Origin of the sequence: Salipiger thiooxidans (assembly GCF_900102075.1) — a bacterium.
GTDB lineage: Bacteria > Pseudomonadota > Alphaproteobacteria > Rhodobacterales > Rhodobacteraceae > Salipiger > Salipiger thiooxidans.
Genome location: NZ_FNAV01000006.1, coordinates 149,963 through 168,804 on the forward strand (window position 1 = coordinate 149,963; position 18,842 = coordinate 168,804).

Sequence of the window (18,842 nt, forward strand, 5' to 3'; positions counted from 1 at the left end):
GCGATGAATGACGTCTTTTCCGAGAAGCTGCAGGCCGACGTGCCGCGCCGGCTTGAACACCCCTATGACAATGTCCCCGTCCTCGACTGGTGGAAGTACGACTACGATCATGTCTTCGTGGTCCTGAACCCGTTCTTCCGCGTTCCGGGCTACACCCCGGAGACCGCGAGCTACGGGCCCGTGCGCCTGCCCTTCGACCCCGAGATGCTGGTCGACCGCATCGAGGAGGGCGAACTGCCGGAACCGGCCAACCCCGCGCCCGAGGGGTTCGAGGACCTGATCAAGCAGACCGGCACCGCCGTGCCCTGGTCCGAGGTCGCGATGGCGCTCGGCATCTCCGACTTCGAACGCTTCGCCCGCATCGTCTGGCTTCAGGTTATCGCGGGCGAGATTTCCGAGGACGATGCCGAGATCGCCGCCGGGCTGGCGGAGTACTGCGCCCTAACCGGCCTCTACACGCCCGAGGAGGACCTGCTCCCCGCAGTGATGGAGCCCGCGCTCGGGCGCTATCTCGAGGCGCTGGGGCTCGACGGTGTGGTGCTGTGGAGCGAATGGCGCGAGGCCTCGCGCAGCTGCGCCACCGAGTCCTTCTCGCGCGACAACCCGGCCACCGTGCTGCCCGGCGAGAAGCTCGCGGCCGTCGCGGCGCCGGGGATGCTGCTGAGCTGGGGCTACGACGACGTGGCGGGGCTGCTCGCGCTCACCGACGAGCGCCGCCGGCAGGCCGACCCTGCCCGCTTCTTCGAGGGCTTCTGGGCCAGCGCCGACACGCCGTCGCTGGTCTTCGCCCCCGAGGACGCAATACCGGCCTCGCGCCGCAACTGACCGCGCCTCAATCCGGCCGGAAAGCCCGCCCAAAAGAAAACGCCCCGGCACGATGACCGGGGCGTTTCATTTTCCAGAGGGTGGGCAGCCTCAGTCGGCTGCCTCTTCCTTCTTCGATTTCTTCTCTTCCGGCAGCTCTTCACCGGTTTCCTGGTCGACCATCTTCATCGCCAGGCGGACCTTGCCGCGGTCGTCGAAGCCAAGCAGCTTGACGTAGACTTCCTGGCCTTCCTTCAGAACGTCCGAGGGATGGTTCAGGCGGCGGTTCTCGATCTGGCTGACGTGCACGAGGCCGTCACGCTTGCCGAAGAAGTTCACGAAGGCGCCGAAGTCGACGATCTTCACGACCTTGCCCTTGTAGACGTGGCCTTCCTCGGGCTCTGCGACGATCGAGTAGATCATGTCGTAGGCCTTCTGGATGGCCTCGCCGTTGGCGGAAGCGATCTTGATCACGCCATCGTCGTTGATGTCGACCTTGGCGCCGGACACTTCGACGATCTCGCGGATCACCTTGCCGCCCGAGCCGATCACTTCACGGATCTTGTCGGTCGGGATCTGCATGGTCTCGATGCGCGGTGCGTGGACCGAGAACTCGCCGGCTTCGGTGAGCGCCTTGGCCATCTCGGCGAGGATGTGCAGACGGCCTGCCTTGGCCTGTGCCAGGGCCTGCTTCATGATCTCGGGGGTGATGCCCGCGACCTTGATGTCCATCTGCAGCGAGGTGATGCCGTTCTCGGTGCCTGCGACCTTGAAGTCCATGTCGCCGAGGTGATCCTCGTCGCCAAGGATGTCGGTCAGGACCGCATACTCACCGCCGTCTTCCAGCACGAGGCCCATGGCCACACCGGCCACCGGCGCCTTGAGCGGAACGCCCGCGTCCATCATCGACAGCGAGCCGCCGCAGACGGATGCCATCGAGGACGAGCCGTTGGACTCGGTGATCTCGGAGACCACGCGGATGGTGTAGGGGAAGTCGGTCGGGGCGGGCAGCACGGCCTGAAGCGCGCGCCATGCCAGCTTGCCGTGGCCGATTTCGCGACGACCGGGCGAACCCACGCGGCCAACCTCACCGACCGAGTACGGCGGGAAGTTGTAGTGCAGCAGGAAGTTCGAACGGAAGTTGCCATGCAGGGCGTCGATGATCTGCTCGTCGTCGCCGGTGCCCAGCGTGGTCACGACCAGCGCCTGGGTTTCGCCACGGGTGAACAGCGACGACCCGTGGGTCCGCGGCAGCACCGAGGTTTCCGAAACGATCGGGCGGACCTGGTCGAGCGCGCGGCCGTCGATGCGGCGCTTGTTCTTCACCACGTCAGCACGGAGCACGTTGGACTCGAGCTTCTTCAGCGCGGAGCCGAGGTTCGCGTCCTCGAGCTGCTCTTCGCTGAGCTGGCCCTTGATCTCTTCCTTGACGGCGGAAACGGCGGCAACGCGTTCCTGCTTGTCGGAGATCGCGTAGGCCGCGCGCATCTTCTCTTCACCGAAGCCCTTCACCACTTCGAAGAGCTCGGAGTAATCCGGCGCCTGGAAGTCGAACGGCTCTTTCGCGGCTTCTTCGGCCAGCGAGATGATGAGGTCGATGACCGGCTGGATCTGCTCGTGCGCGAAGGTCACGGCGCCCAGCATCTCGTCCTCGGTCAGCTCGTAGGCTTCCGATTCCACCATCATCACGGCGTCCTTGGTGCCGGCGACGACGAGGTCGAGACGCTGCTCGGGGTTGTTGCGCAGCCCCTGCATGTCGTCGACGGTCGGGTTCAGCACGTATTCGCCATCCTCGAAGCCGACGCGGGCACCGGCGATCGGGCCCATGAACGGCACGCCCGAGATGGTCAGGGCGGCGGAGGCGGCGATCATCGCGACGATGTCGGGATCGTTGACGAGGTCGTGGCTGAGCACGGTGCACATCACCAGCACTTCATGCTTGAAGCCGGGGACGAACAGCGGACGGATCGGGCGGTCGATCAGGCGGGCGGTCAGCGTTTCCTTTTCGGTCGGCCGCGCCTCGCGCTTGAAGAAGCCGCCGGGCACCTTGCCCGCGGCATAGTATTTTTCCTGGTAGTGGACGGTCAGCGGAAAGAAGTCCTGACCCGGCTTCGGCTCTTTTGCGAAGGTCACGTTGGCCATGACGCTGGTTTCGCCAAGCGTGGCGATGACCGAGCCGTCGGCCTGACGGGCAACCTTGCCCGTCTCAAGAGTGAGGGTCTCTTCGCCCCACTGCATGCTTTTCTTCGAAATGTTGAACATGGTCGTATCCTGTAAGGGAGCGCTCGCAGGCCCTCCTGCGTCTCCCGTTTGCGTGGCGGCCCCATTGCCGCCGCCCCCTTATCCTCTTGCACGCGCCCGGGGGCTGAAGGCGTCACGTCTCAGATGGGAGGGGCCATACAAGAGTTTGGCCAACAGGGAAAGGAAAATACATGCGCAAGGGCGCCGGGACGCCTATGAATAGGGCATTCCGGGCGCCCTGCCTCGCGGCCCCAGTCGCGGGAACGGCTCAGAAGGTCCAGATATCGGCGAGCACCCGCGCGGGCCTTTCCTTGACCCGCTCCGGCGCCGGGCTGTCGTAGACCGCCAGCCATTCGCCGGGCTTCAGCCACGGCACGATGCCCTCGGGGTGATCCACCGCACCGCGATAGGGCAGCTCGGCCAGCGTCTCGACCTTGGCGGGCTCCACGAGGCCCGAGGTCACGTCCGCCACCGCGTCGCGCCAGCGCAGCACCTCGGAGGGCCCGTCACCCGCCAGCGCCGTGCCCGTCAGAACAATCAGGTCGTCGCCATCGAAGCTGAGGTCTCGGACGCCCTGCCCGGTGGTGTTGATCAGGTGCTTGCGGTAGCGCATCCCGTCGGCCAGCCGGCGCGGCTTCAGGTGGCCGTTCTTGGTCACCCTCATCTCCATGTCGAGGATCACCGCGCGGCCGCGCAGCACCGGGCCACGCAGCCCCAGCCAGACCCGCAACCCCTTGACCGCGATGCCCTCGATGTCGAGCCCGTTCTCCTTGCTCGGGATCGAGAGGAAGCGGTCGAGGTGCGGGTCGCCCTTCAGCCATTTCTTCAGCGCGCTCTTCTTGCCCTGTTTCACGTGGGCCATCCGGCGCGCGCCATCCCGGGCGACCGGGCGCGGCGCCCCGTCTTCCATCACCAGCGGCAGGCGCCCGAGAAAGGCGCGGTTCTCGTCCCAGTCGATGTCCGCCATGCGGTCGAGCGCGGTCTTGGGGTCGTCGTCATCGTCGGGCTTCTCGCGCTTGAGCGATTGCGAACCGCAGATCCAGATCCAGTCGCCGTCCACCGCCAGACCCTCGATGTCCATTTCTCCATCGGGGCCGTCGGGAAGCTCGACCAGCTCGCCCAGGTTGAAGTGGACGTGGTTGCCGTAACCCGACTTGTCCGGGGTCAGCCGGTCGATGCCGGCGGTCTCGTCGCAGGACAGGAACAGGGTCTCTCCGTGCACCGTGACGGTGGAGAGGTCCTTGTGGATCGGGTCGTCCACGGAAACGAAGGCCTCCTTGTCCTTGAAGGTCAGGAGGAGGGTCTCGGCTGGCTGCAGATCATGGCTCATGGCCTTTCTACGCGGAACCACCCGCGCGGGTTCCGGACGCCCGCTCGATACCGAGACCATCGGCTGTGCGGACCGGAACGCCCCTTGGCGCTAGACTGGCGTCACCCCACCCCGGAGGTACCCATGCCACGTTCTGCCCTTTCCGTCACGCTGACCGGCCTCGCATGGCTCGCGTCCGCGCCCCTTCACGCCGATCCGACGCCGGTCGCGGTCTTCGACATGAGCTTCATCAACTTCAGCCAGGAAGTCGACTACGGCGCCACCAACGAGGCCGAGCACGCGCGCATCGCCATGCTCAACCAGCACCTGCGCGAGCGGCTGGACGAGAGCGGCAGGTTCCGGGTCGTCGACCCCGCCCCGGTGAGCGCCGAGCTCGCAATGCACGGCGACGCCTTCACCTGCAACCATTGCGAGGCGGCGCTGGCCCGCAAGCTTGGCGCGGGCCTGTCGATCACCGGCGCGGTGCAGAAGATGTCGGTGCTGGTCCAGACGGTGATCCTGCGCGAGCGCGACAGCGATACCGGCGAGATCGTCGCGCTCTACCAGACCGACATTCGCGGCAACACCGACATCGCGTGGAAGCGCGGGCTGGATTTCCTCATCGACAACCGGCTGCTGACCGACCACCCGTGAGCGCCGCGCAAACGAAAACGCCCGCTCCTGACGGAACGGGCGTTCGAATCCGGTCGGGCGGCAAAGCCGTCCGCGAATGCCTTAGCGGCGGATGCCGAGGCGCTGGATGAGGTCGAGATAACGAGCCTCTTCCTTGCCCTTCAGGTAGTCCAGCAACTTGCGGCGCTGAGCCACGAGCTTCAGAAGGCCACGACGCGAGTGGTTGTCCTTCTTGTGGGTCTTGAAGTGCTCGGTCAGGGTGGTGATGCGGCTGGTGAGGATGGCCACCTGAACTTCCGGCGAACCGGTATCGCCTTCCTTGGTGGCGAATTCCTTCATCAGGCGGTTTTTCTCTTCGACGGTGATCGACATCGGGGTCTCCTTTGGGTTGGTGTGAATGGCGCAAGCCGGGATGTCGTCCAGCAGGGCCCGTGGAGATACCCGCCCCCTCGTGGAGCGGATGCGCGCGTATAGGGCAATTCGCGCGGTTTGGAAAGGCGATTCCGCGGGCGCCCCGACCGGCGCGGTCAGAGCCCGCCCAGCGCCGGCATGGCGCTTTCGCCCACCAGCACGATGCTGGCCAGCGGCGGCGCATCCGCGAGCGGCATGGTCGCCAGCACCTCGCCGTCGAGCACGATCTCGACCATGCCCTCGACCGTGTCGCTGTCGCGCAGCTCGAGCTCCGGCTCGGCCTCGTCGTCGCTGTCGTCGTAGATCACCAGCATCTGGTCCTCGGAGGCGTCAAAGTCCATGAGCTGCGCGGCCTCGGCCTCGTCGATCCAGTCGCCAAGCGCGAAGAGGTCGGCGCCGCTGCCGCCGGTCGCGACGTCGCCCGCCCCGATCTCGAGCGTGTCGTCGCCGTCGCTGCCGTTGAGATAGTCGAGCGCGTCGGTGTCGGTGCCGACGCCGTCGCGCAGCACGCCCGAGAGCAGATCGTTGCCCCCGCCGCCGAAGAGCGTGTCCTCGCCCGCGCCGCCGATCAGCGTGTCGGCACCTTCACGCCCGTGCAGCGCGTCGTTACCCGCGCCGCCCAGCAGAGTATCGGCGCCGAGCCCGCCTTGCAGCTCGTCCGCGTCGTCACCGCCGTCGAGCGTGCCGCCGCCATCATGGGCATAGAGGAGGTCGTCGCCTCGGAGCCCGAGAAGGGTATCGCCGCCGCTGTCGCCATGAAGGCTGTCGTTGCCGTCGTCACCGATCAGCGTGTCGGCCCCTTCGCCGCCCACGAGCTCGTCGTCCCCGCCGAGCCCGTCGATCAAGTCGTCACCCGCGCCGCCGCCGATGACATCCGTGGCATCGGTGCCCGCGATCAGGTCGTCGCCATCGCTGCCCGTGAAGATGAGCCCCTGCCCCGCGGCGCCATCCTCTGCGGCACTGTCCTCGGTCCAGTCCTCGGGCGTACCGTCGTCGCCGAACTCCATGCCCGGCAGGCCGAAGGCAGAGCTGACCTCGTCGGCGACCTCCTCGGTGTCTTCGGGCCGGACATCGTCGCCCGCGTCGTCCGAGGCGCTGTCATGGGTGCCGAAGACCGCCAACGAGCCCAGCACCATCATCCCCATCAATCCGGCCAACCAGAGCATCCGCGAACCTCACGCAAGGGCGAGGCCGGATATTCCGCGATCGGATCTTCCTTTTCAAAGCCATTCGCCTCACAGGGTTAATCGACGCGGAAAGATCTCAGGATGCAGCCGGACGCACCGCGTAGCGCGCCTCGGCGGGCCATGGTGTCGGCGCCACCTCGTAAGAGACGTAGAGCGGATGGCGGGGGTGGCCGTCGCGGGTCAGGCCGAGGTGATGCAGCTCGCCCTCAAGGGCAGCCGCGATCCCGGGCCCGCGCCCCAGATGCGCGCCGTGCACGCCCCACGCCCCCAGCGTCATTCCCGCCTCGCCGTGCCACGCCAGCAGCAGCCCGTCGTTCTCCTCGCCCACCGGCTCCGCCGCACGCCGCAGGTCCGCCGGGCGGGTCGCCCGCCACGCAAAGAGGTTCGCGATGCGCATCGCCCCGAAGCCGAGCAGCACCGCGCGGCGCTGGCAGCGCTCGATGGTGGGGTCGTTCCGCAGCTCGTCGGCGGTCGAGGGGTTGAGCATCACGTAGAGCAGCGGGCGCCCGGTGCCCCAGCGCCGTTCAAGCCCGTAGCGGTAGCGCTCGCAGGGGGAGTAGACGGCGCGCGACGCGACGCCGTCGGCCTCATGGCAACGTTCGATCATGGCGCCGGAGACTGCCGCCGCGGCGAGCGCTCCGCAAGCCCCTCCACGCGCCCCGTTGACACCCCCGGACCCGCGGCGCACGTTCGCCACGACACATCAAGACGGGACATTCCATGGACATCGACCGGATCGACGCCGCCGCCGCACGGCTGGCGGGCCACGCACGCCGCACGCCGCTGCTTTCCTCTCCCTTCCTCGACGAGATCGCGGGCCGCCGCGTGCTGGTCAAGGCCGAGTGCCTGCAGCACACCGGCAGCTTCAAGTTCCGTGGGGCGTGGTCGGCGATCTCGAAACTCACTCCCGAGGAACGCGCGGCGGGCATCATCGCCTTCTCCTCGGGCAATCACGCGCAGGGCATTGCCGCCGCGGCGAAGATGCATGGCGTGCCCGCCGTGATCGTGATGCCCTCGGACGCGCCCGCCGCGAAGGTTGCCGGCACCCGCGGCCTCGGCGCCGAGGTGGTGCCCTATGACCGCGCCACCGAGGACCGCGACGAGATCGGTGCCCGTCTCGCCGCCGAGCGCGGGCTGACGCTGGTCAAGCCCTTCGACGAGCCCGAGGTGATCGCCGGACAGGGCACCTGCGGGCTCGAAATCGCCGAACAGGCCGCCGAGGCCGGTGTCACCGAGGCCGATGTCATCGTCTGCTGTGGCGGTGGCGGGCTGACCTCGGGCATCGCGCTGGCGCTCGAGGCGCGGGCGCCGGGGATGCGGGTGCGGCCCGCCGAGCCCGAGGGCTTCGACGACGTGACCCGCTCGCTCGCCTCGGGCGAGATCGAGAGCAATGCGCAGCTGTCCGGCAATATCTGCGACGCGATCATCACGCCGCGTCCCGGCAACATCACCTTCCCGATCATGAAGCGGCTCTGCGGCCCGGGTCTGGTGGTCACAGAGGAAGAGGCCCTGCGCGCCATGCACGCGGCCTTCCGTCACCTGAAGATCGTGGCCGAGCCCGGCGGCGCCGTGGCGCTGGCCGCGGCGCTGTACCGTGGCTCCGAGATCGAGGGCGACGCGGTGATCTGCACCGTCTCTGGCGGCAACGTCGACCCCGACGTCTTCCGCCGGGCGCTCGACACCACGTTCTGAGCGATGCGCAGGTCCGGCAGGCTCAGTCGTCGAGCCGCCGGGCCTCGTCGAAGAGCATGACCGGGATGCCGTCGCGGATCGGGTAGGCGATCCGGGCGTTCTTGCTCACCAGTTCCTGCCGCTCGGGGTCGTATTCCAGCGTCGCGTGGGTCGCCGGGCAGACCAGCGCCTCGAGCATCCGCCGGTCGAAGGGGGTGCTTGCGGGGCCTGCCACCCCTGCCGTCACTGCGTCGTTCATTGCATCGTTCCTTCTCCGCCGCCGCCGCGCAGCGCGTATTCGATGAGGGTCACCAGCGTCTCGCGCCGGGTCTCGAGAGACGGCGCCTCAAGCAGCGCCTGCTTGTCCTCGGGCTCGAACTCAAGGAGCATCGAGAGCGAGTTGATCAGCAGCTCGTCATCCGCGTCCTTGAGCGTGGCCCAGTCCGCCGACAACCCGCGCGCCTCGAAATAGCGGTCGAGCGTGTCGAGGAAGCGCTTGCGGTTGAAGGCCTCGTCCGCCTCGGTGCCGCCGAGATCACGCTCGAACCCGTCCCAGCTCACGTCGCAGCGACGGTAAGGCGTGAACCCGTCCACCTCGTGCAGCACGCGGAACCGCGACAGCCCGAAGAGCGTGATCATGTAACGCCCGTCCTCGGTCTCGGAGAACTGGGTGATGCGCCCGGCACAGCCGATCCGGTGCAGCCCGCAGCCGCCTTCGCGGGCCGCAAGCCGGTCGGGCTGAATCATGCCGATCACCCGAGAGTCCGTCTTCAGCGCGTCATCCAGCATCGCGAGGTAACGCGGCTCGAAGATGTGCAGGGGAAGCCGGGAGCGCGGCAGCAGCAACGCACCCGGCAGGGGAAAGATCGGGACCGTGCCCGGAAGATCGATGCGTCTGGACATGGACACCGAGCTAGTCCGCTCGGGCCATCAGGCAAATATCATCGAGCTGAGTTTTCTCCGGCCGTTCAGCACCACCGGATCATTGGCCTTGAGCGCCTCGAAGATGGTGAAGAGCTGGGTCTTGGCCGCGCCCTCGTTCCACTCGCGATCGCGGCGGAAAAGCTCGAGAAGCTGATCGACGGCACCGGCGGCATCGCCCTTGGCATAAAGCGCCTGAGCAAGGTCGAACCGGGCCTGGTGATCGGCCGGGTCGGCCTCGACCTGCGCGGTGAGGTCGGCCACCGGGCCGGCATTCTCGGCCTGGCGCGCCAGCGCGAGCTGGGCGTGGGCCGCCTCGAGCTCGGCGGATTTCGAGATCTCCATCGGCGCGCCGTTCAGGATCGCCTCGGCCTGGTCGAGATCGTCCATCGCGATATGCGCCCGCACGAAACCACCGTAGGCCGCAGCATTGACCGGGTCTTCCTCGAGGATCGCGGCAAAGGTCTGCGCCGCATCTGTCGCGGCCCCCTGCTCGAGCATCTCCTCGGCGGCGGCCACCGCCTCGTCGAGCCCGCCGCTCGCGTCGCCGCCCGAAACCTGCACGACACGGTCGATGAAGGCCTTGAGCTCGGAAGCCGGCAGCGCGCCCTGAAAGCCGTCCACCGGCTGGCCCTTGTAGAAGGCATAGACCGTCGGGATCGACTGGATACGCAGCTGCGAGGCGATCATCTGTGCCTCGTCCACGTTCACCTTGGCCATCACCACGGCACCGCGCGCGGCCGTCACAGCCGCCTCGAGCGCCGGTCCAAGCTGCTTGCAGGGGCCGCACCACGGCGCCCAGAAGTCGACGATGACGGGGACCTCCTGCGAGCGGTCCACGACCTCGGCCATGAAGTCGGCTTCGGAGACATCCTTGATAAGGTCGCCCTGCGGCGCCTCCGGCTTGCTACCCAGTTCCAGCATCTTTTCCTCCGCTGCTTGCGGTTCTGTCCTGCTGACAGATGGCGCATGGTCCGCAATGATGCAAGGCCCGTGGCCGGCACTGTAACATCCGCAGCCCCCGTCGCGGGGCCCGAGGCCGGCTCAGTCGAGGTCCAGCTCGGCCCAGATCGGCAGGTGGTCCGAGGCCACGCGCGCCGGCCCTTCGCGCATCACGCCCATCCGCTCGATGCGCAGCGCGTTGCCATAGGCGAAGCCGTCCAGCGCCGCCACCGGCCGCGCCGCGTGGTAGCTGCGCCCGGGCAGCACCAGCTTGAAGTCGTTCTCCCACGGCTCGTAGCCGCGCACGTCGGACCATTCGTTGAAATCGCCCGCGATGAAGGCCGTGCTCTCGATGCCGCTCAGGTGCTCCCGGATGGCGGTCATCTGCAACAGCCGGAAGCGTCGCATCAGCCCGAGGTGGGCGCCCACGAAGCTGATGCCCTCGACCTCGACCAGCACCGCGCCGCGCGGCTCCAGCCCCGGCAACTCGAGCCGCCGCACGCCGCCGCGCTGCAGCCCCTTGCGCACCAGCATTGCGTTGCCGTGCCAGCCGATGCTGACGTCGTTGACCGAGACGTCGGCCACCTCGTAATCCGTCTCCTGCTCGATGAGGAAGCGCGGGATCGCCGTCGGCCGCGGGCCGAGCCGCAGGTCGGCCTCCTGCAGCATGACCACGTCAGCGCCGATCCTGTTCAGCACCTTGAGGATCCGCGCTGGATCGCGACGGCGGTCGAGACCCATCGCCTTGCGGATGTTGTAGCTTGCAACCTTCAGACGCATCGACCCGCTCCTATAGCACCGGCGCGATCAGGCGCGTCACCCGCGCCCCGATCCGCAGCCAGAGCGGCTGCTGGTCCAGCGACTGGCCGAGCGGCTCGGCATTGGCGAAATCGGTCTGGAGCATCGCCTCGACACGGGCGGCGAAGGGCTCGTCGAACACCGCGGCCATGGTCTCGAAGTTCAGACGGAACGAGCGGTTGTCGAGGTTGGCGGTGCCGATGCCCACGAAATCGCCGTCGGTAAGGATGACCTTCTGGTGCAGGAAGCCGGGCTTGTAGCGCCAGATCTGCACGCCGGCCTCGCGCACCTCGTCGAAATACGAGAAGGCGGCCAGCCACGTCGTCCAGTGGTCGCGCCCCTCGGGCAGCAGCACCCGCACGTCGCAGCCCCGGAGCGCGGCCATCTTCAGCGCGGTCAGGATATCGCCGTCGGGCACGAAATAGGGCGTGGCAATCCACACCCGCTCGCGCGCCTCCGTGATCGCATTGAAGAAGAACAGCGCGCCGGTGTCGAGCGTGTCCACCGGCCCGCAGGGCACGACCAGCGCGTCGGCACCGTCGGGATCGGGCTCGGGCGTCCAGAAAAGCTCGGTGCCGAGCGCCTCGTCGGTCGCCCAGTGCCAGTCCTCGACATAGGTGAGCTGCAACTGCGCCACGGCGGGCCCGGCGAGCTTCAGGTGTGTGTCGCGCCACTGCCCGAAGGCCGGGTTCAGCCCGCGGTAGGTGTCGGACATGTTGAGCCCCCCCATGAACGCGGTCTCGCCGTCCACGATCACCGTCTTGCGGTGGTTGCGGAAGTTGATCTGCAGCCGCGAGGTCGGGCCGCGCACGTCGCGCGGGTTCAGCACCTTCACCCCGGCGGCGACCAGTCGCTCGCGGTAGGACGCGGGCAGCCCGTAGCAGCCGACGCCGTCGAAGATCATCCGCACCTCGACACCGCGCGCGGCGGCGGCGATGAGGTGGTCGGCGAAGGTCCGTCCGGTGCCGTCGTCGTCAATGATGTAGTACTGCACCAGCACGTAACGCTGCGCCTTGTCGATCTCTGCGAAGATCGCCGCGAAGGTGTCGTCGCCGTCGACCAGCAGGTTCAGCGCGTTGCCCCCGGCGACCGGCATCTCGGCCAGCGTCTCGAAGGCGCGGAACGCCGGCTTGCGCTGCCGCGGCGCCACCGAGCGCGCATAGGCGCCGAGCTTTCGGATCAGCGCGTGGCTGACCTTGCGGTGCCGGGTGTAGCCGTGCAGCTTGTGGTGCCCGAAAATCAGGTAGGAGGGCAGCGCGAACCACGGCGCCGCAAGCAGGAACACCACCCAGGCCACGGTGCCCTGCGGCGTGCGCGCATGGCTGAGCACCCGCCAGATGGCCAGCCCCACGGCAAGGGGCAGCAGGACGGCGAAGATGACGGAGATCAGGATACGCAGGTCGCTGACGATCATGGGATCACTTCTACAGGGAATTTCTTAACCCTGACAGGGGCGAAGAGTTCCCCGGCGAGGTTTCCGGCCCGCCCGTCGCACCCCCTTCCCGCCACCCTGTTCACCGGCACGTCGTCCGGCGTGGCGCGCACCCCGGCAGCGCCGTTCAGAGGTCGAAGGTCGCCAGCACCGGCGCATGGTCCGAGGGCTTTTCCCAGCCGCGAGCGGCGCGCAGGATGCGGCTCGAATGGCCGGCGCCCGCGATGTCAGGCGTCGCCCAGACGTGGTCGAGACGGCGGCCCTTGTCGGCCGTGTCCCAGTCCCGCGCCCGGTAGGACCACCACGAATAGAGCTGGCCCTCGGGGATGTCCTTGCGGGTGATGTCGACCCAGTTGCCCGCCTCCTGCGTCTCGGCCAGCGCCGCGACCTCGACCGGCGTGTGCGAGACCACCTTCAGCAGCGCCTTATGGGACCAGACGTCATCCTCGCGCGGGGCGATGTTGAGATCGCCCACGAGGATCGACTTGCCGAAACGCTCGGCCCGGAACCAGTCGCGCATCTCGGCGAGGTAATCGAGCTTCTGCCCGAACTTCTCGTTGAGCTCGCGGTCGGGGATGTCGCCACCGGCGGGGACGTAGAAATTGTGCACGGTCACGCCGTTCTCGAGCTCGGCTGCGACGTGGCGGGCGTGGCCCAGCTGCGCGAAATCGCGGTCACCCACGTCCCGGATTGGCAGCTTCGACAGGATGGCGACTCCGTTATAGCCCTTCTGGCCCCGCGCCACGATATGGCCGTAGCCCAGCGCCCGGAATGCCTCGAGCGGGATCTTCTCGACCGGGCTCTTGCACTCCTGCAGACAAAGCACGTCCGGCGCCTCCTCAGTCAGGAGCTGGCAGACCAGCGACTCGCGCAGGCGGACGGAATTGATGTTCCAGGTGGCGAGCGTGAAGGACATTGCGGTCTCCTGAGGCGGTCACGGGTTGGGCGGTCACGTGCCGGTTGGGCATGGGCCGGGTGGGCATGGGCGCGGGGAACGTCGCACCGGGCGGGGCCGGGCGCAACCCCGCCCGTGGCCTCCCGGTACCGGGGCTCAGAGCACCAGCACGAGGACGAGGATCGATAGCCCGAGGAAACCGATGCCGGCCAGCTCGCGCCGGCTGACGCTCTCCTTGAAGAACAGCACCGAGGCCATGAGCGAGAACAGCAGCTCCACCTGCCCCAGCGCCTGGACGTAGGCCGCGGTCTGCAGGGTGAAGGCGATGAACCACGAGAGGCTGCCCGCCATCGAGGTCAGCCCGAGCCACACTGCGACCTTCCGAGCGTTCCAGACCGCCGCGATCTGGCCGGGCTCGGCCACGCGCAGCCAGAGCGACATGGCGATGACCTGGCTCACGACGACGCAGACATAGGTCACCGAGGCGCGCAGCACCGGGTCGTCGCCGGCGATCTCGAGCGAGGCGGCGCGATAGCCCACCGCCGAGAAGGCGAAGAAGAAGCCCGAGGCGAGGCCCAGCGCCACCGCCCGGTTCGCCACCCGCCGCATCAGGCCGCCCGAGAGACCGGGCGTGTCGGACAGCAGCAGCACGCCCACGAGCCCGATCAGGATCGCCGCCCAGCCGGCGCGCGAGATCACCTCGCCCAGCACGACGGCGCCGAGAATCGCGGTCTGGATGACCTCGGTCTTCTTGAAGGTGATGCCCACCGCGAAATTGCGCTGCCGGAAGATCGCCACGACGCAGATGGTGGCAAGGATCTGCCCCAGCGCGCCGATCCAGGCGTAAATCCAGAACGCCCAGTCGAGTTGCGGCCAGCCCTGCCCCGTGGACCAGAGGTAGATCCCGGTGAACAGCAGCGCCGGCGGCAGCGCATAGGCGAAGCGCGCAAAGGTCGAGCCGGTCGACGTCAGCGCCCCCATGCTCAGCACCTTGTGGAGCATGAAGCGCAGGGTCTGAAAGAAGGCGGCAGAGAGGGTGACGGCGATCCAGAGGTCCATGGGCGCAAGCTATGACGGGCTTTGCGGCGAATGACCAGATCGCTTGGCACCGCAAGGGGATAGGATGCGCGCGCGCTCGAACTCCGTACCTGCGTCGCGGTCGGATGGGGGCGCTGCCCCCGTCTCCTGCGGAGACTCCCCCGGGATATTTCTGGCCAATGGAAACCGGGAGCGCCGGGCCGCGTGTTTCCTCTGGCTTCAAATATCCCCGCCGGAGGCTCCTGCCGGTGTCGCCGGCGCGGGGGCCGGGATCAGAGCGCCCGCCATTCGCCCGGCGCGAGCCCTGCCACCGACCAGTCGCCGATCGACCAGCGCACCAGCCGCAGGCAGGGCAGGCCGACATGGGCGGTCATCCGGCGCACCTGGCGGTTGCGGCCTTCGGTGATGGTGAGCTCGAGCCAGGCATCGGGCACCGACTTGCGGAACCTGACCGGCGGCACCCGCGGCCAGAGATCGGGCGGCGGCAGGCGGCGCACCGTGGCGGGTCGGGTCGGGCCGTCATTGAGGGTGACGCCGCGGCGCAGCTGCGCGAGCTGGTCGTCGGTCGGGTCGCCCTCGACCTGCACGAGGTAGGTCTTGGGCTTGCGGAACTTCGGATGCGCGATGCGGGCCTGCAGCGCACCGTCGTCGGTGAGCAGCAGCAGGCCCTCGCTGTCCCGGTCGAGCCGCCCCGCGGGATACACCCGCGGCACCTCGACATAATCCGAGAGCGTCGCCCGCGGGCTGTCGGCGTTGCCCTTGTCGGTGAATTGCGACAGCACCCCGTAGGGCTTGTTGAGCAGGATCAGCATGTCAGCGGCGCTCCGCGAAAAAACCGCGCAGGAGGGTCTCGGCCTCCGCCGCGGCGATGCCATCGTAGACCTCGGGCACGTGGTGGCACTGCGGGTGCGCGTAGACCCGCGCGCCCTGCGCGACACCGCCGGACTTGGGGTCGGCGGCACCGTAGTAGAGCCGGGCGACGCGGGCGAAGGAGATCGCCGCGGCGCACATCGGACAGGGCTCGAGCGTGACGTAGAGATCGTGCCCCGGCAGGCGCTCGGAGCCCGCATCGGCGCAGGCGGCGCGCAGGGCGAGGATCTCGGCATGGGCGGTCGGATCGTTGAGCTCGCGCGTGCGGTTGCCCGCCGCCGCCACGACGCGGCCGTCGGGGGCGACCACGACGGCCCCCACGGGCACCTCGCCGCGCGCGGCGGCGGCCCGCGCCTCGGTCAGCGCCTGTGCCATGTGACTGCGAAAGCTCATGGGGCAGGCTCATATCCGGTCGCCGCGGCTTTGGCGAGGCGCTTCCCCCGGGCGCGGTCCTGCTGTATGGCAGGCGCATGACAAAACCGCCCGCCCGCCGCAGCCCGGCACGCCCCTCTCCTGCCGCCGGTCCCAAGTCGGGACCGAAGACCGGCGCCAAGCCCGGAGCAAAAGCCGGTGCCAAGCCCGGCACCCCGTCCGGGGCGCCATCGGGCGCGCCCGCCGGCACGCCTGCCGGCGACCGCATCGCCAAGGTGCTTGCCCGCGCCGGCGTCGCCAGCCGTCGCGAGGCGGAGAAGATGATCGAGATGGGCCGCGTGGCGGTCAACGGCGAGATCATCACCCGCGCCGCGCTCAACGTGACCGACAAGGACAAGGTCACCGTCGACGGCAAGCCCGTCGACGCCCCCGAGGATCCGCGCATCTGGCTCTACCACAAGCCCGCCGGGCTGGTGACCACGACCAAGGACGAGCAGGGCCGCCCGACGATCTACGACGACCTTCCCGAGGAACTCCCCCGGGTGATGAGCGTTGGCCGGCTCGACCTCAATTCCGAGGGGCTGCTGCTGCTCACCAACGACGGCGGCATCAAGCGCAGGCTCGAGCTGCCCTCGACCGGCTGGCTGCGCAAGTACCGGGTGCGGGTGAACGGCAAGCCCAGCGACGACATGCTGGCCCCCCTGCGCGCCGGCATCGTCATCGATGGGCAGGCCTTCCAGCCGATGGAGGTCACGCTCGACCGCCAGCAGGGCGCCAACGCCTGGCTCACCATCGGCCTGCGCGAGGGCAAGAACCGCGAGATCCGCCGCGCCATGACCGACATCGGGCTCACGGTGAACCGGCTGATCCGTGTCTCCTACGGGCCCTTCCAGCTTGGCCAGCTCAAGCAGGGCGAGGTGCAGGAAGTGCGCAGCAGGGTCGTGCGCGACCAGCTGGGGCTCGAGGGCGCGAAATCCAACCGCCCGCAGCCGACGCGCCGCCGCAAGCCGGCGCCGGACGGCGCCAAGGAATCGCCAAAAAGGCGATAACCCCCTGTTAACCTTCGTGAAATAATCGTGGATTTTCCCGCGATATGCCGCTTTTTCGCCCGGTTTCGCCGTCATCTCAGGTTTCATGATGACGACGATCCTGGCCTTTGCGATTCTCCTGGTGACAACGCTGCTGGTTCTCGGGAACCTGCGCACGGTCGCGCATGACACGTTCGAAGCGCTGTCCTCGGCGGTGCTCCGGCTGCGCCACAGCGGCAACCCGGGCGCGAAGCTCGCCTTTGCGGCGCTCTGGGTCCTGATTTTCGCCCTCAGCTACCTTCTGTGACCGATGGAACCGGGGGGACATCGACATGGCCAAGACCACTGAGACACGCGGCGCGGACAACGGCATGGGCCCGCTCGACTCGGGTCTCGGGCTGCTGTTCCTCGCGGCCTTCCCGCTGATCCTGCTGCTGTTCCAGGGCCACGCGAGCTCGGCCTTTGCCGCGGTCTTACAGCTGGCAATGCTGCTGTCCGCGCTGCGGCTGATCCACCGCGGCCAGCAGATCCAGAACGCCTATGACGCCGCGACCACCGCCCGCGCGCCCCGCTTTCCGCGCAAGATCGCGGGCGCGTTGGTGATCGGGCTGATGGTGCTGATCCTTGCCGGGCATCACTTCGCCAACCTCCTCGTGCCGCTGGTCTTCGGCATCGTCGCCACCGGGCTCAGCCTCGCCGCCTTCGGCTTCGACCCGCTGACGCCCAAGGGCTGCATTTGCGGCACCGGGAACGCCTGCGAGGAAGACACGACCGGCCCCGATCCCCTGGCGCTCGAGGCGCTGGAGCGGATCAATGCCAAGCTCGACGAGATGGTCTACGAGGTCGCCAACCTCGGCGATACCGAGCTGACCCGCCAGGTCGAGGCGCTGAAGAACGGCATCATGGGGCTGATCCGCACGCTGGGCGAGGATCCGGGCGGGATCAGGCGCCTGCGCAGGCCCGTTGTCCGCTTCGTGGAACTGTTCCGCCGCGAGAACGACCAGCTCGTCGCGGCCTGGGATACGGTCGACCGCGTCCGGGCGCGCCGGCGCTACGTCGCCCGCGTCACCGCGCTGGGTGACACCTTCGAGGACCGCGCCCGCAAGGCCGGTGCAAGGACCGGGCGTGACGCCTTCGAACTGGAGGCCGACCTCCTGTGGAACCGCATGGCACACAACCGCGCTGCCTGAGCGAAACCGCGCCGACTCCCCTAGCAAGTTCCCGCCTTTGCCCCTAAGTTTTCCACGAACCGCGGAAATACTGGAGGCGGCATGTCTGGTTCTGCACTGCAGAGAACGGCTTATGTTCTTCTGATCGTGCTCCTTTTCGGGGTCACTTCGGGATGGCTCGGAGGGCTCTGACATGGCGCAGCGCTACGGCGGCAAGTACAGCCCCGACTCCCCCGAGGGCGACGCCCCCGAGGCGGTAGAACGCATCCGCCCCAGCCACTACAAGGGCGCGCGGGTCGATCCGGTCGGCGCCCGTTCCAACGTGCTCTTCGCGCCGCCCATCGTGCTGGCCGCAACCTCGCTCGGCGGCGGCGCGGCGCAGCTCGCCACCGGCCTGGCCGGCGCCGGTGTGCTGCTTCTGGGCGCGTGGCTCCTGCGCGAGGGGCTGCGGGCCGAGGCCGCCTTCGCGGAACGCCGCGTGGCGCGCCGTCCGGCGATTCCGCGCAAGATCTTCGCGGCCGGGCTCGCCGGGCTCGGCGTCGCCATCGCGGTCGTGAGCAAGACCGATTCCATGCAATTCGCCGCCCCCCTGCTCTACGGGCTCAGCGCCGCCGCGCTGCATCTTGCCGCCTTCGGCATCGACCCGCTCCGGAGCAAGGGCATGGAGGGCGTCGACACCTTCCAGCAGGACCGCGTCGCCCGCGCCGTGCAGGAGGCCGAGACCTACCTGACCGAGATGGAGGACGCCGTCCGCCGCGCCGGAGACCGCCAGGTCGAGGCACGGGTGGAGCGATTCCATGCCAAGGTGTCGGAACTGATCCGCACGGTCGAGGAAGACCCCCGCGACCTCACCGCCGCCCGCCGTTACCTCGGCGTCTACCTGATGGGCGCACGCGATGCTGCCGTCAAATTCGCCGACATCTACAGCCGGACGCAGGATCGTGGGGCAAAGAGCGATTTCATGATGCTTCTGACCGACCTCGAGGAGAGTTTCGGTCAAAAAACTGAGAAGCTTCTGCTGGACAACAATGCCGACCTCTCGGTCGAAATCGAAGTTCTCCGGGATCGGTTGCAACGCGAAGGCGTTCGACCGAGTTGAGCCCCGGGGCGGAACGCCACGC

The 18,842-nt window shown here is 68.3% G+C and carries 21 protein-coding genes; 7 read left to right on the forward strand and 14 right to left on the reverse strand.

The genetic code is table 11. From position 1 onward, the window contains the following. Positions 1 to 3 precede the first annotated feature (3 nt). Positions 4 to 825, forward strand: a complete 822-nt coding sequence (locus BLQ77_RS10715; protein WP_089959112.1) for a DUF2711 family protein — start codon at positions 4 to 6, stop codon at positions 823 to 825. Positions 826 to 915: 90 nt separating this feature from the next. Here BLQ77_RS10715 and pnp read toward each other — a convergent pair whose 3' ends face one another. Both pnp and BLQ77_RS10725 read right to left on the reverse strand, forming a co-directional pair. Continuing rightward, on the reverse strand, positions 916 to 3,066 hold the full coding sequence (gene pnp / locus BLQ77_RS10720) for a polyribonucleotide nucleotidyltransferase (protein WP_008883484.1): 2,151 nt from the start codon (positions 3,064 to 3,066) through the stop codon (positions 916 to 918). Positions 3,067 to 3,313: 247 nt separating this feature from the next. Beyond that, positions 3,314 to 4,375: a DUF3616 domain-containing protein gene (locus BLQ77_RS10725; RefSeq protein ID WP_089958751.1), complete on the reverse strand. Its 1,062-nt coding sequence runs from the start codon at positions 4,373 to 4,375 to the stop codon at positions 3,314 to 3,316. A 123-nt stretch (positions 4,376 to 4,498) separates the two neighbouring features. Here BLQ77_RS10725 and BLQ77_RS10730 point away from each other — a divergent pair, with 123 nt between their 5' ends. Continuing rightward, a complete protein-coding gene (locus tag BLQ77_RS10730) occupies positions 4,499 to 5,008 on the forward strand; it encodes a DUF3280 domain-containing protein (RefSeq protein ID WP_008883386.1) in 510 nt (169 codons plus the stop codon). 81 nt (positions 5,009 to 5,089) lie between these two features. On the opposite strand, the gene rpsO is transcribed toward BLQ77_RS10730, so the two are convergent. The 3 genes from rpsO to BLQ77_RS10745 form a co-directional block, all read right to left on the reverse strand. Further along, on the reverse strand, positions 5,090 to 5,359 hold the full coding sequence (gene rpsO / locus BLQ77_RS10735; RefSeq protein ID WP_008883314.1) for a 30S ribosomal protein S15: 270 nt from the start codon (positions 5,357 to 5,359) through the stop codon (positions 5,090 to 5,092). A 155-nt stretch (positions 5,360 to 5,514) separates the two neighbouring features. Continuing rightward, complete coding sequence (locus BLQ77_RS10740; protein WP_089958757.1) at positions 5,515 to 6,564, reverse strand: calcium-binding protein; 1,050 nt, start codon at positions 6,562 to 6,564, stop codon at positions 5,515 to 5,517. A gap of 97 nt (positions 6,565 to 6,661) precedes the next feature. After that, positions 6,662 to 7,192 (reverse strand): DUF1643 domain-containing protein, encoded by a 531-nt coding sequence (locus tag BLQ77_RS10745; protein ID WP_089958761.1) that lies wholly within the window; start codon positions 7,190 to 7,192, stop codon positions 6,662 to 6,664. 113 nt (positions 7,193 to 7,305) lie between these two features. Between BLQ77_RS10745 and BLQ77_RS10750 the strand changes: the two genes are divergently transcribed. After that, positions 7,306 to 8,277, forward strand: coding sequence for a threonine ammonia-lyase (locus BLQ77_RS10750; RefSeq protein WP_089958765.1), 972 nt, complete (start codon positions 7,306 to 7,308; stop codon positions 8,275 to 8,277). Positions 8,278 to 8,299: 22 nt separating this feature from the next. On the opposite strand, the gene BLQ77_RS10755 is transcribed toward BLQ77_RS10750, so the two are convergent. From BLQ77_RS10755 to BLQ77_RS10795, 9 genes are all read right to left on the reverse strand, one after another. Further along, positions 8,300 to 8,515: a Trm112 family protein gene (locus tag BLQ77_RS10755; protein WP_089958768.1), complete on the reverse strand. Its 216-nt coding sequence runs from the start codon at positions 8,513 to 8,515 to the stop codon at positions 8,300 to 8,302. Continuing rightward, the gene (locus tag BLQ77_RS10760) at positions 8,512 to 9,159 is read right to left on the reverse strand and encodes an LON peptidase substrate-binding domain-containing protein (RefSeq protein ID WP_040383630.1); all 648 of its coding nucleotides are present in this window, start codon (positions 9,157 to 9,159) and stop codon (positions 8,512 to 8,514) included. The genes BLQ77_RS10755 and BLQ77_RS10760 overlap by 4 nt, the downstream gene beginning before the upstream one ends. Before the next feature lie 27 nt (positions 9,160 to 9,186). Beyond that, positions 9,187 to 10,101, reverse strand: coding sequence for a thioredoxin family protein (locus BLQ77_RS10765; protein WP_008883320.1), 915 nt, complete (start codon positions 10,099 to 10,101; stop codon positions 9,187 to 9,189). Positions 10,102 to 10,221: 120 nt separating this feature from the next. Next, positions 10,222 to 10,899: an endonuclease/exonuclease/phosphatase family protein gene (locus BLQ77_RS10770; RefSeq protein WP_089958772.1), complete on the reverse strand. Its 678-nt coding sequence runs from the start codon at positions 10,897 to 10,899 to the stop codon at positions 10,222 to 10,224. Positions 10,900 to 10,909: 10 nt separating this feature from the next. Next, on the reverse strand, positions 10,910 to 12,331 hold the full coding sequence (gene cls, locus BLQ77_RS10775) for a cardiolipin synthase (protein WP_089958776.1): 1,422 nt from the start codon (positions 12,329 to 12,331) through the stop codon (positions 10,910 to 10,912). Between the two features lie 145 nt (positions 12,332 to 12,476). Beyond that, the gene (locus BLQ77_RS10780; RefSeq protein WP_089958780.1) at positions 12,477 to 13,265 is read right to left on the reverse strand and encodes an exodeoxyribonuclease III; all 789 of its coding nucleotides are present in this window, start codon (positions 13,263 to 13,265) and stop codon (positions 12,477 to 12,479) included. Positions 13,266 to 13,400: 135 nt separating this feature from the next. Then, on the reverse strand, positions 13,401 to 14,303 hold the full coding sequence (locus tag BLQ77_RS10785) for an EamA family transporter (RefSeq protein ID WP_089958783.1): 903 nt from the start codon (positions 14,301 to 14,303) through the stop codon (positions 13,401 to 13,403). A 251-nt stretch (positions 14,304 to 14,554) separates the two neighbouring features. Then, on the reverse strand, positions 14,555 to 15,094 hold the full coding sequence (locus BLQ77_RS10790) for a pseudouridine synthase (RefSeq protein ID WP_089958786.1): 540 nt from the start codon (positions 15,092 to 15,094) through the stop codon (positions 14,555 to 14,557). A gap of 1 nt (position 15,095) precedes the next feature. Next, on the reverse strand, positions 15,096 to 15,545 hold the full coding sequence (locus tag BLQ77_RS10795; RefSeq protein WP_089958789.1) for a nucleoside deaminase: 450 nt from the start codon (positions 15,543 to 15,545) through the stop codon (positions 15,096 to 15,098). Positions 15,546 to 15,622: 77 nt separating this feature from the next. Between BLQ77_RS10795 and BLQ77_RS10800 the strand changes: the two genes are divergently transcribed. The 4 genes from BLQ77_RS10800 to BLQ77_RS10815 all read left to right on the forward strand — a co-directional run bounded on the left by BLQ77_RS10800 (position 15,623) and on the right by BLQ77_RS10815 (position 18,820). Continuing rightward, positions 15,623 to 16,573 (forward strand): pseudouridine synthase, encoded by a 951-nt coding sequence (locus tag BLQ77_RS10800; RefSeq protein WP_089958793.1) that lies wholly within the window; start codon positions 15,623 to 15,625, stop codon positions 16,571 to 16,573. A gap of 88 nt (positions 16,574 to 16,661) precedes the next feature. Continuing rightward, a complete protein-coding gene (locus BLQ77_RS10805; protein WP_242661684.1) occupies positions 16,662 to 16,859 on the forward strand; it encodes a hypothetical protein in 198 nt (65 codons plus the stop codon). Between the two features lie 25 nt (positions 16,860 to 16,884). Continuing rightward, a complete protein-coding gene (locus BLQ77_RS10810; RefSeq protein ID WP_089958800.1) occupies positions 16,885 to 17,742 on the forward strand; it encodes a hypothetical protein in 858 nt (285 codons plus the stop codon). A 172-nt stretch (positions 17,743 to 17,914) separates the two neighbouring features. Next, positions 17,915 to 18,820: a 5-bromo-4-chloroindolyl phosphate hydrolysis family protein gene (locus BLQ77_RS10815; protein ID WP_089958803.1), complete on the forward strand. Its 906-nt coding sequence runs from the start codon at positions 17,915 to 17,917 to the stop codon at positions 18,818 to 18,820. Positions 18,821 to 18,842: the final 22 nt, after the last annotated feature.

Excerpts from the sequence above, each read along its gene's own strand:
- BLQ77_RS10715 (WP_089959112.1), top strand. The coding sequence starts at position 4 with ATGAATGACGTCTTTTCCGAGAAGCTGCAGGCCGACGTGCCGCGCCGG.
- pnp (WP_008883484.1), bottom strand. The coding sequence starts at position 3,066 with ATGTTCAACATTTCGAAGAAAAGCATGCAGTGGGGCGAAGAGACCCTC.
- BLQ77_RS10725 (WP_089958751.1), bottom strand. The coding sequence starts at position 4,375 with ATGAGCCATGATCTGCAGCCAGCCGAGACCCTCCTCCTGACCTTCAAG.
- BLQ77_RS10730 (WP_008883386.1), top strand. The coding sequence starts at position 4,499 with ATGCCACGTTCTGCCCTTTCCGTCACGCTGACCGGCCTCGCATGGCTC.
- rpsO (WP_008883314.1), bottom strand. The coding sequence starts at position 5,359 with ATGTCGATCACCGTCGAAGAGAAAAACCGCCTGATGAAGGAATTCGCC.
- BLQ77_RS10740 (WP_089958757.1), bottom strand. The coding sequence starts at position 6,564 with ATGCTCTGGTTGGCCGGATTGATGGGGATGATGGTGCTGGGCTCGTTG.
- BLQ77_RS10745 (WP_089958761.1), bottom strand. The coding sequence starts at position 7,192 with ATGATCGAACGTTGCCATGAGGCCGACGGCGTCGCGTCGCGCGCCGTC.
- BLQ77_RS10750 (WP_089958765.1), top strand. The coding sequence starts at position 7,306 with ATGGACATCGACCGGATCGACGCCGCCGCCGCACGGCTGGCGGGCCAC.
- BLQ77_RS10755 (WP_089958768.1), bottom strand. The coding sequence starts at position 8,515 with ATGAACGACGCAGTGACGGCAGGGGTGGCAGGCCCCGCAAGCACCCCC.
- BLQ77_RS10760 (WP_040383630.1), bottom strand. The coding sequence starts at position 9,159 with ATGTCCAGACGCATCGATCTTCCGGGCACGGTCCCGATCTTTCCCCTG.
- BLQ77_RS10765 (WP_008883320.1), bottom strand. The coding sequence starts at position 10,101 with ATGCTGGAACTGGGTAGCAAGCCGGAGGCGCCGCAGGGCGACCTTATC.
- BLQ77_RS10770 (WP_089958772.1), bottom strand. The coding sequence starts at position 10,899 with ATGCGTCTGAAGGTTGCAAGCTACAACATCCGCAAGGCGATGGGTCTC.
- cls (WP_089958776.1), bottom strand. The coding sequence starts at position 12,331 with ATGATCGTCAGCGACCTGCGTATCCTGATCTCCGTCATCTTCGCCGTC.
- BLQ77_RS10780 (WP_089958780.1), bottom strand. The coding sequence starts at position 13,265 with ATGTCCTTCACGCTCGCCACCTGGAACATCAATTCCGTCCGCCTGCGC.
- BLQ77_RS10785 (WP_089958783.1), bottom strand. The coding sequence starts at position 14,303 with ATGGACCTCTGGATCGCCGTCACCCTCTCTGCCGCCTTCTTTCAGACC.
- BLQ77_RS10790 (WP_089958786.1), bottom strand. The coding sequence starts at position 15,094 with ATGCTGATCCTGCTCAACAAGCCCTACGGGGTGCTGTCGCAATTCACC.
- BLQ77_RS10795 (WP_089958789.1), bottom strand. The coding sequence starts at position 15,545 with ATGAGCTTTCGCAGTCACATGGCACAGGCGCTGACCGAGGCGCGGGCC.
- BLQ77_RS10800 (WP_089958793.1), top strand. The coding sequence starts at position 15,623 with ATGACAAAACCGCCCGCCCGCCGCAGCCCGGCACGCCCCTCTCCTGCC.
- BLQ77_RS10805 (WP_242661684.1), top strand. The coding sequence starts at position 16,662 with ATGACGACGATCCTGGCCTTTGCGATTCTCCTGGTGACAACGCTGCTG.
- BLQ77_RS10810 (WP_089958800.1), top strand. The coding sequence starts at position 16,885 with ATGGCCAAGACCACTGAGACACGCGGCGCGGACAACGGCATGGGCCCG.
- BLQ77_RS10815 (WP_089958803.1), top strand. The coding sequence starts at position 17,915 with ATGGCGCAGCGCTACGGCGGCAAGTACAGCCCCGACTCCCCCGAGGGC.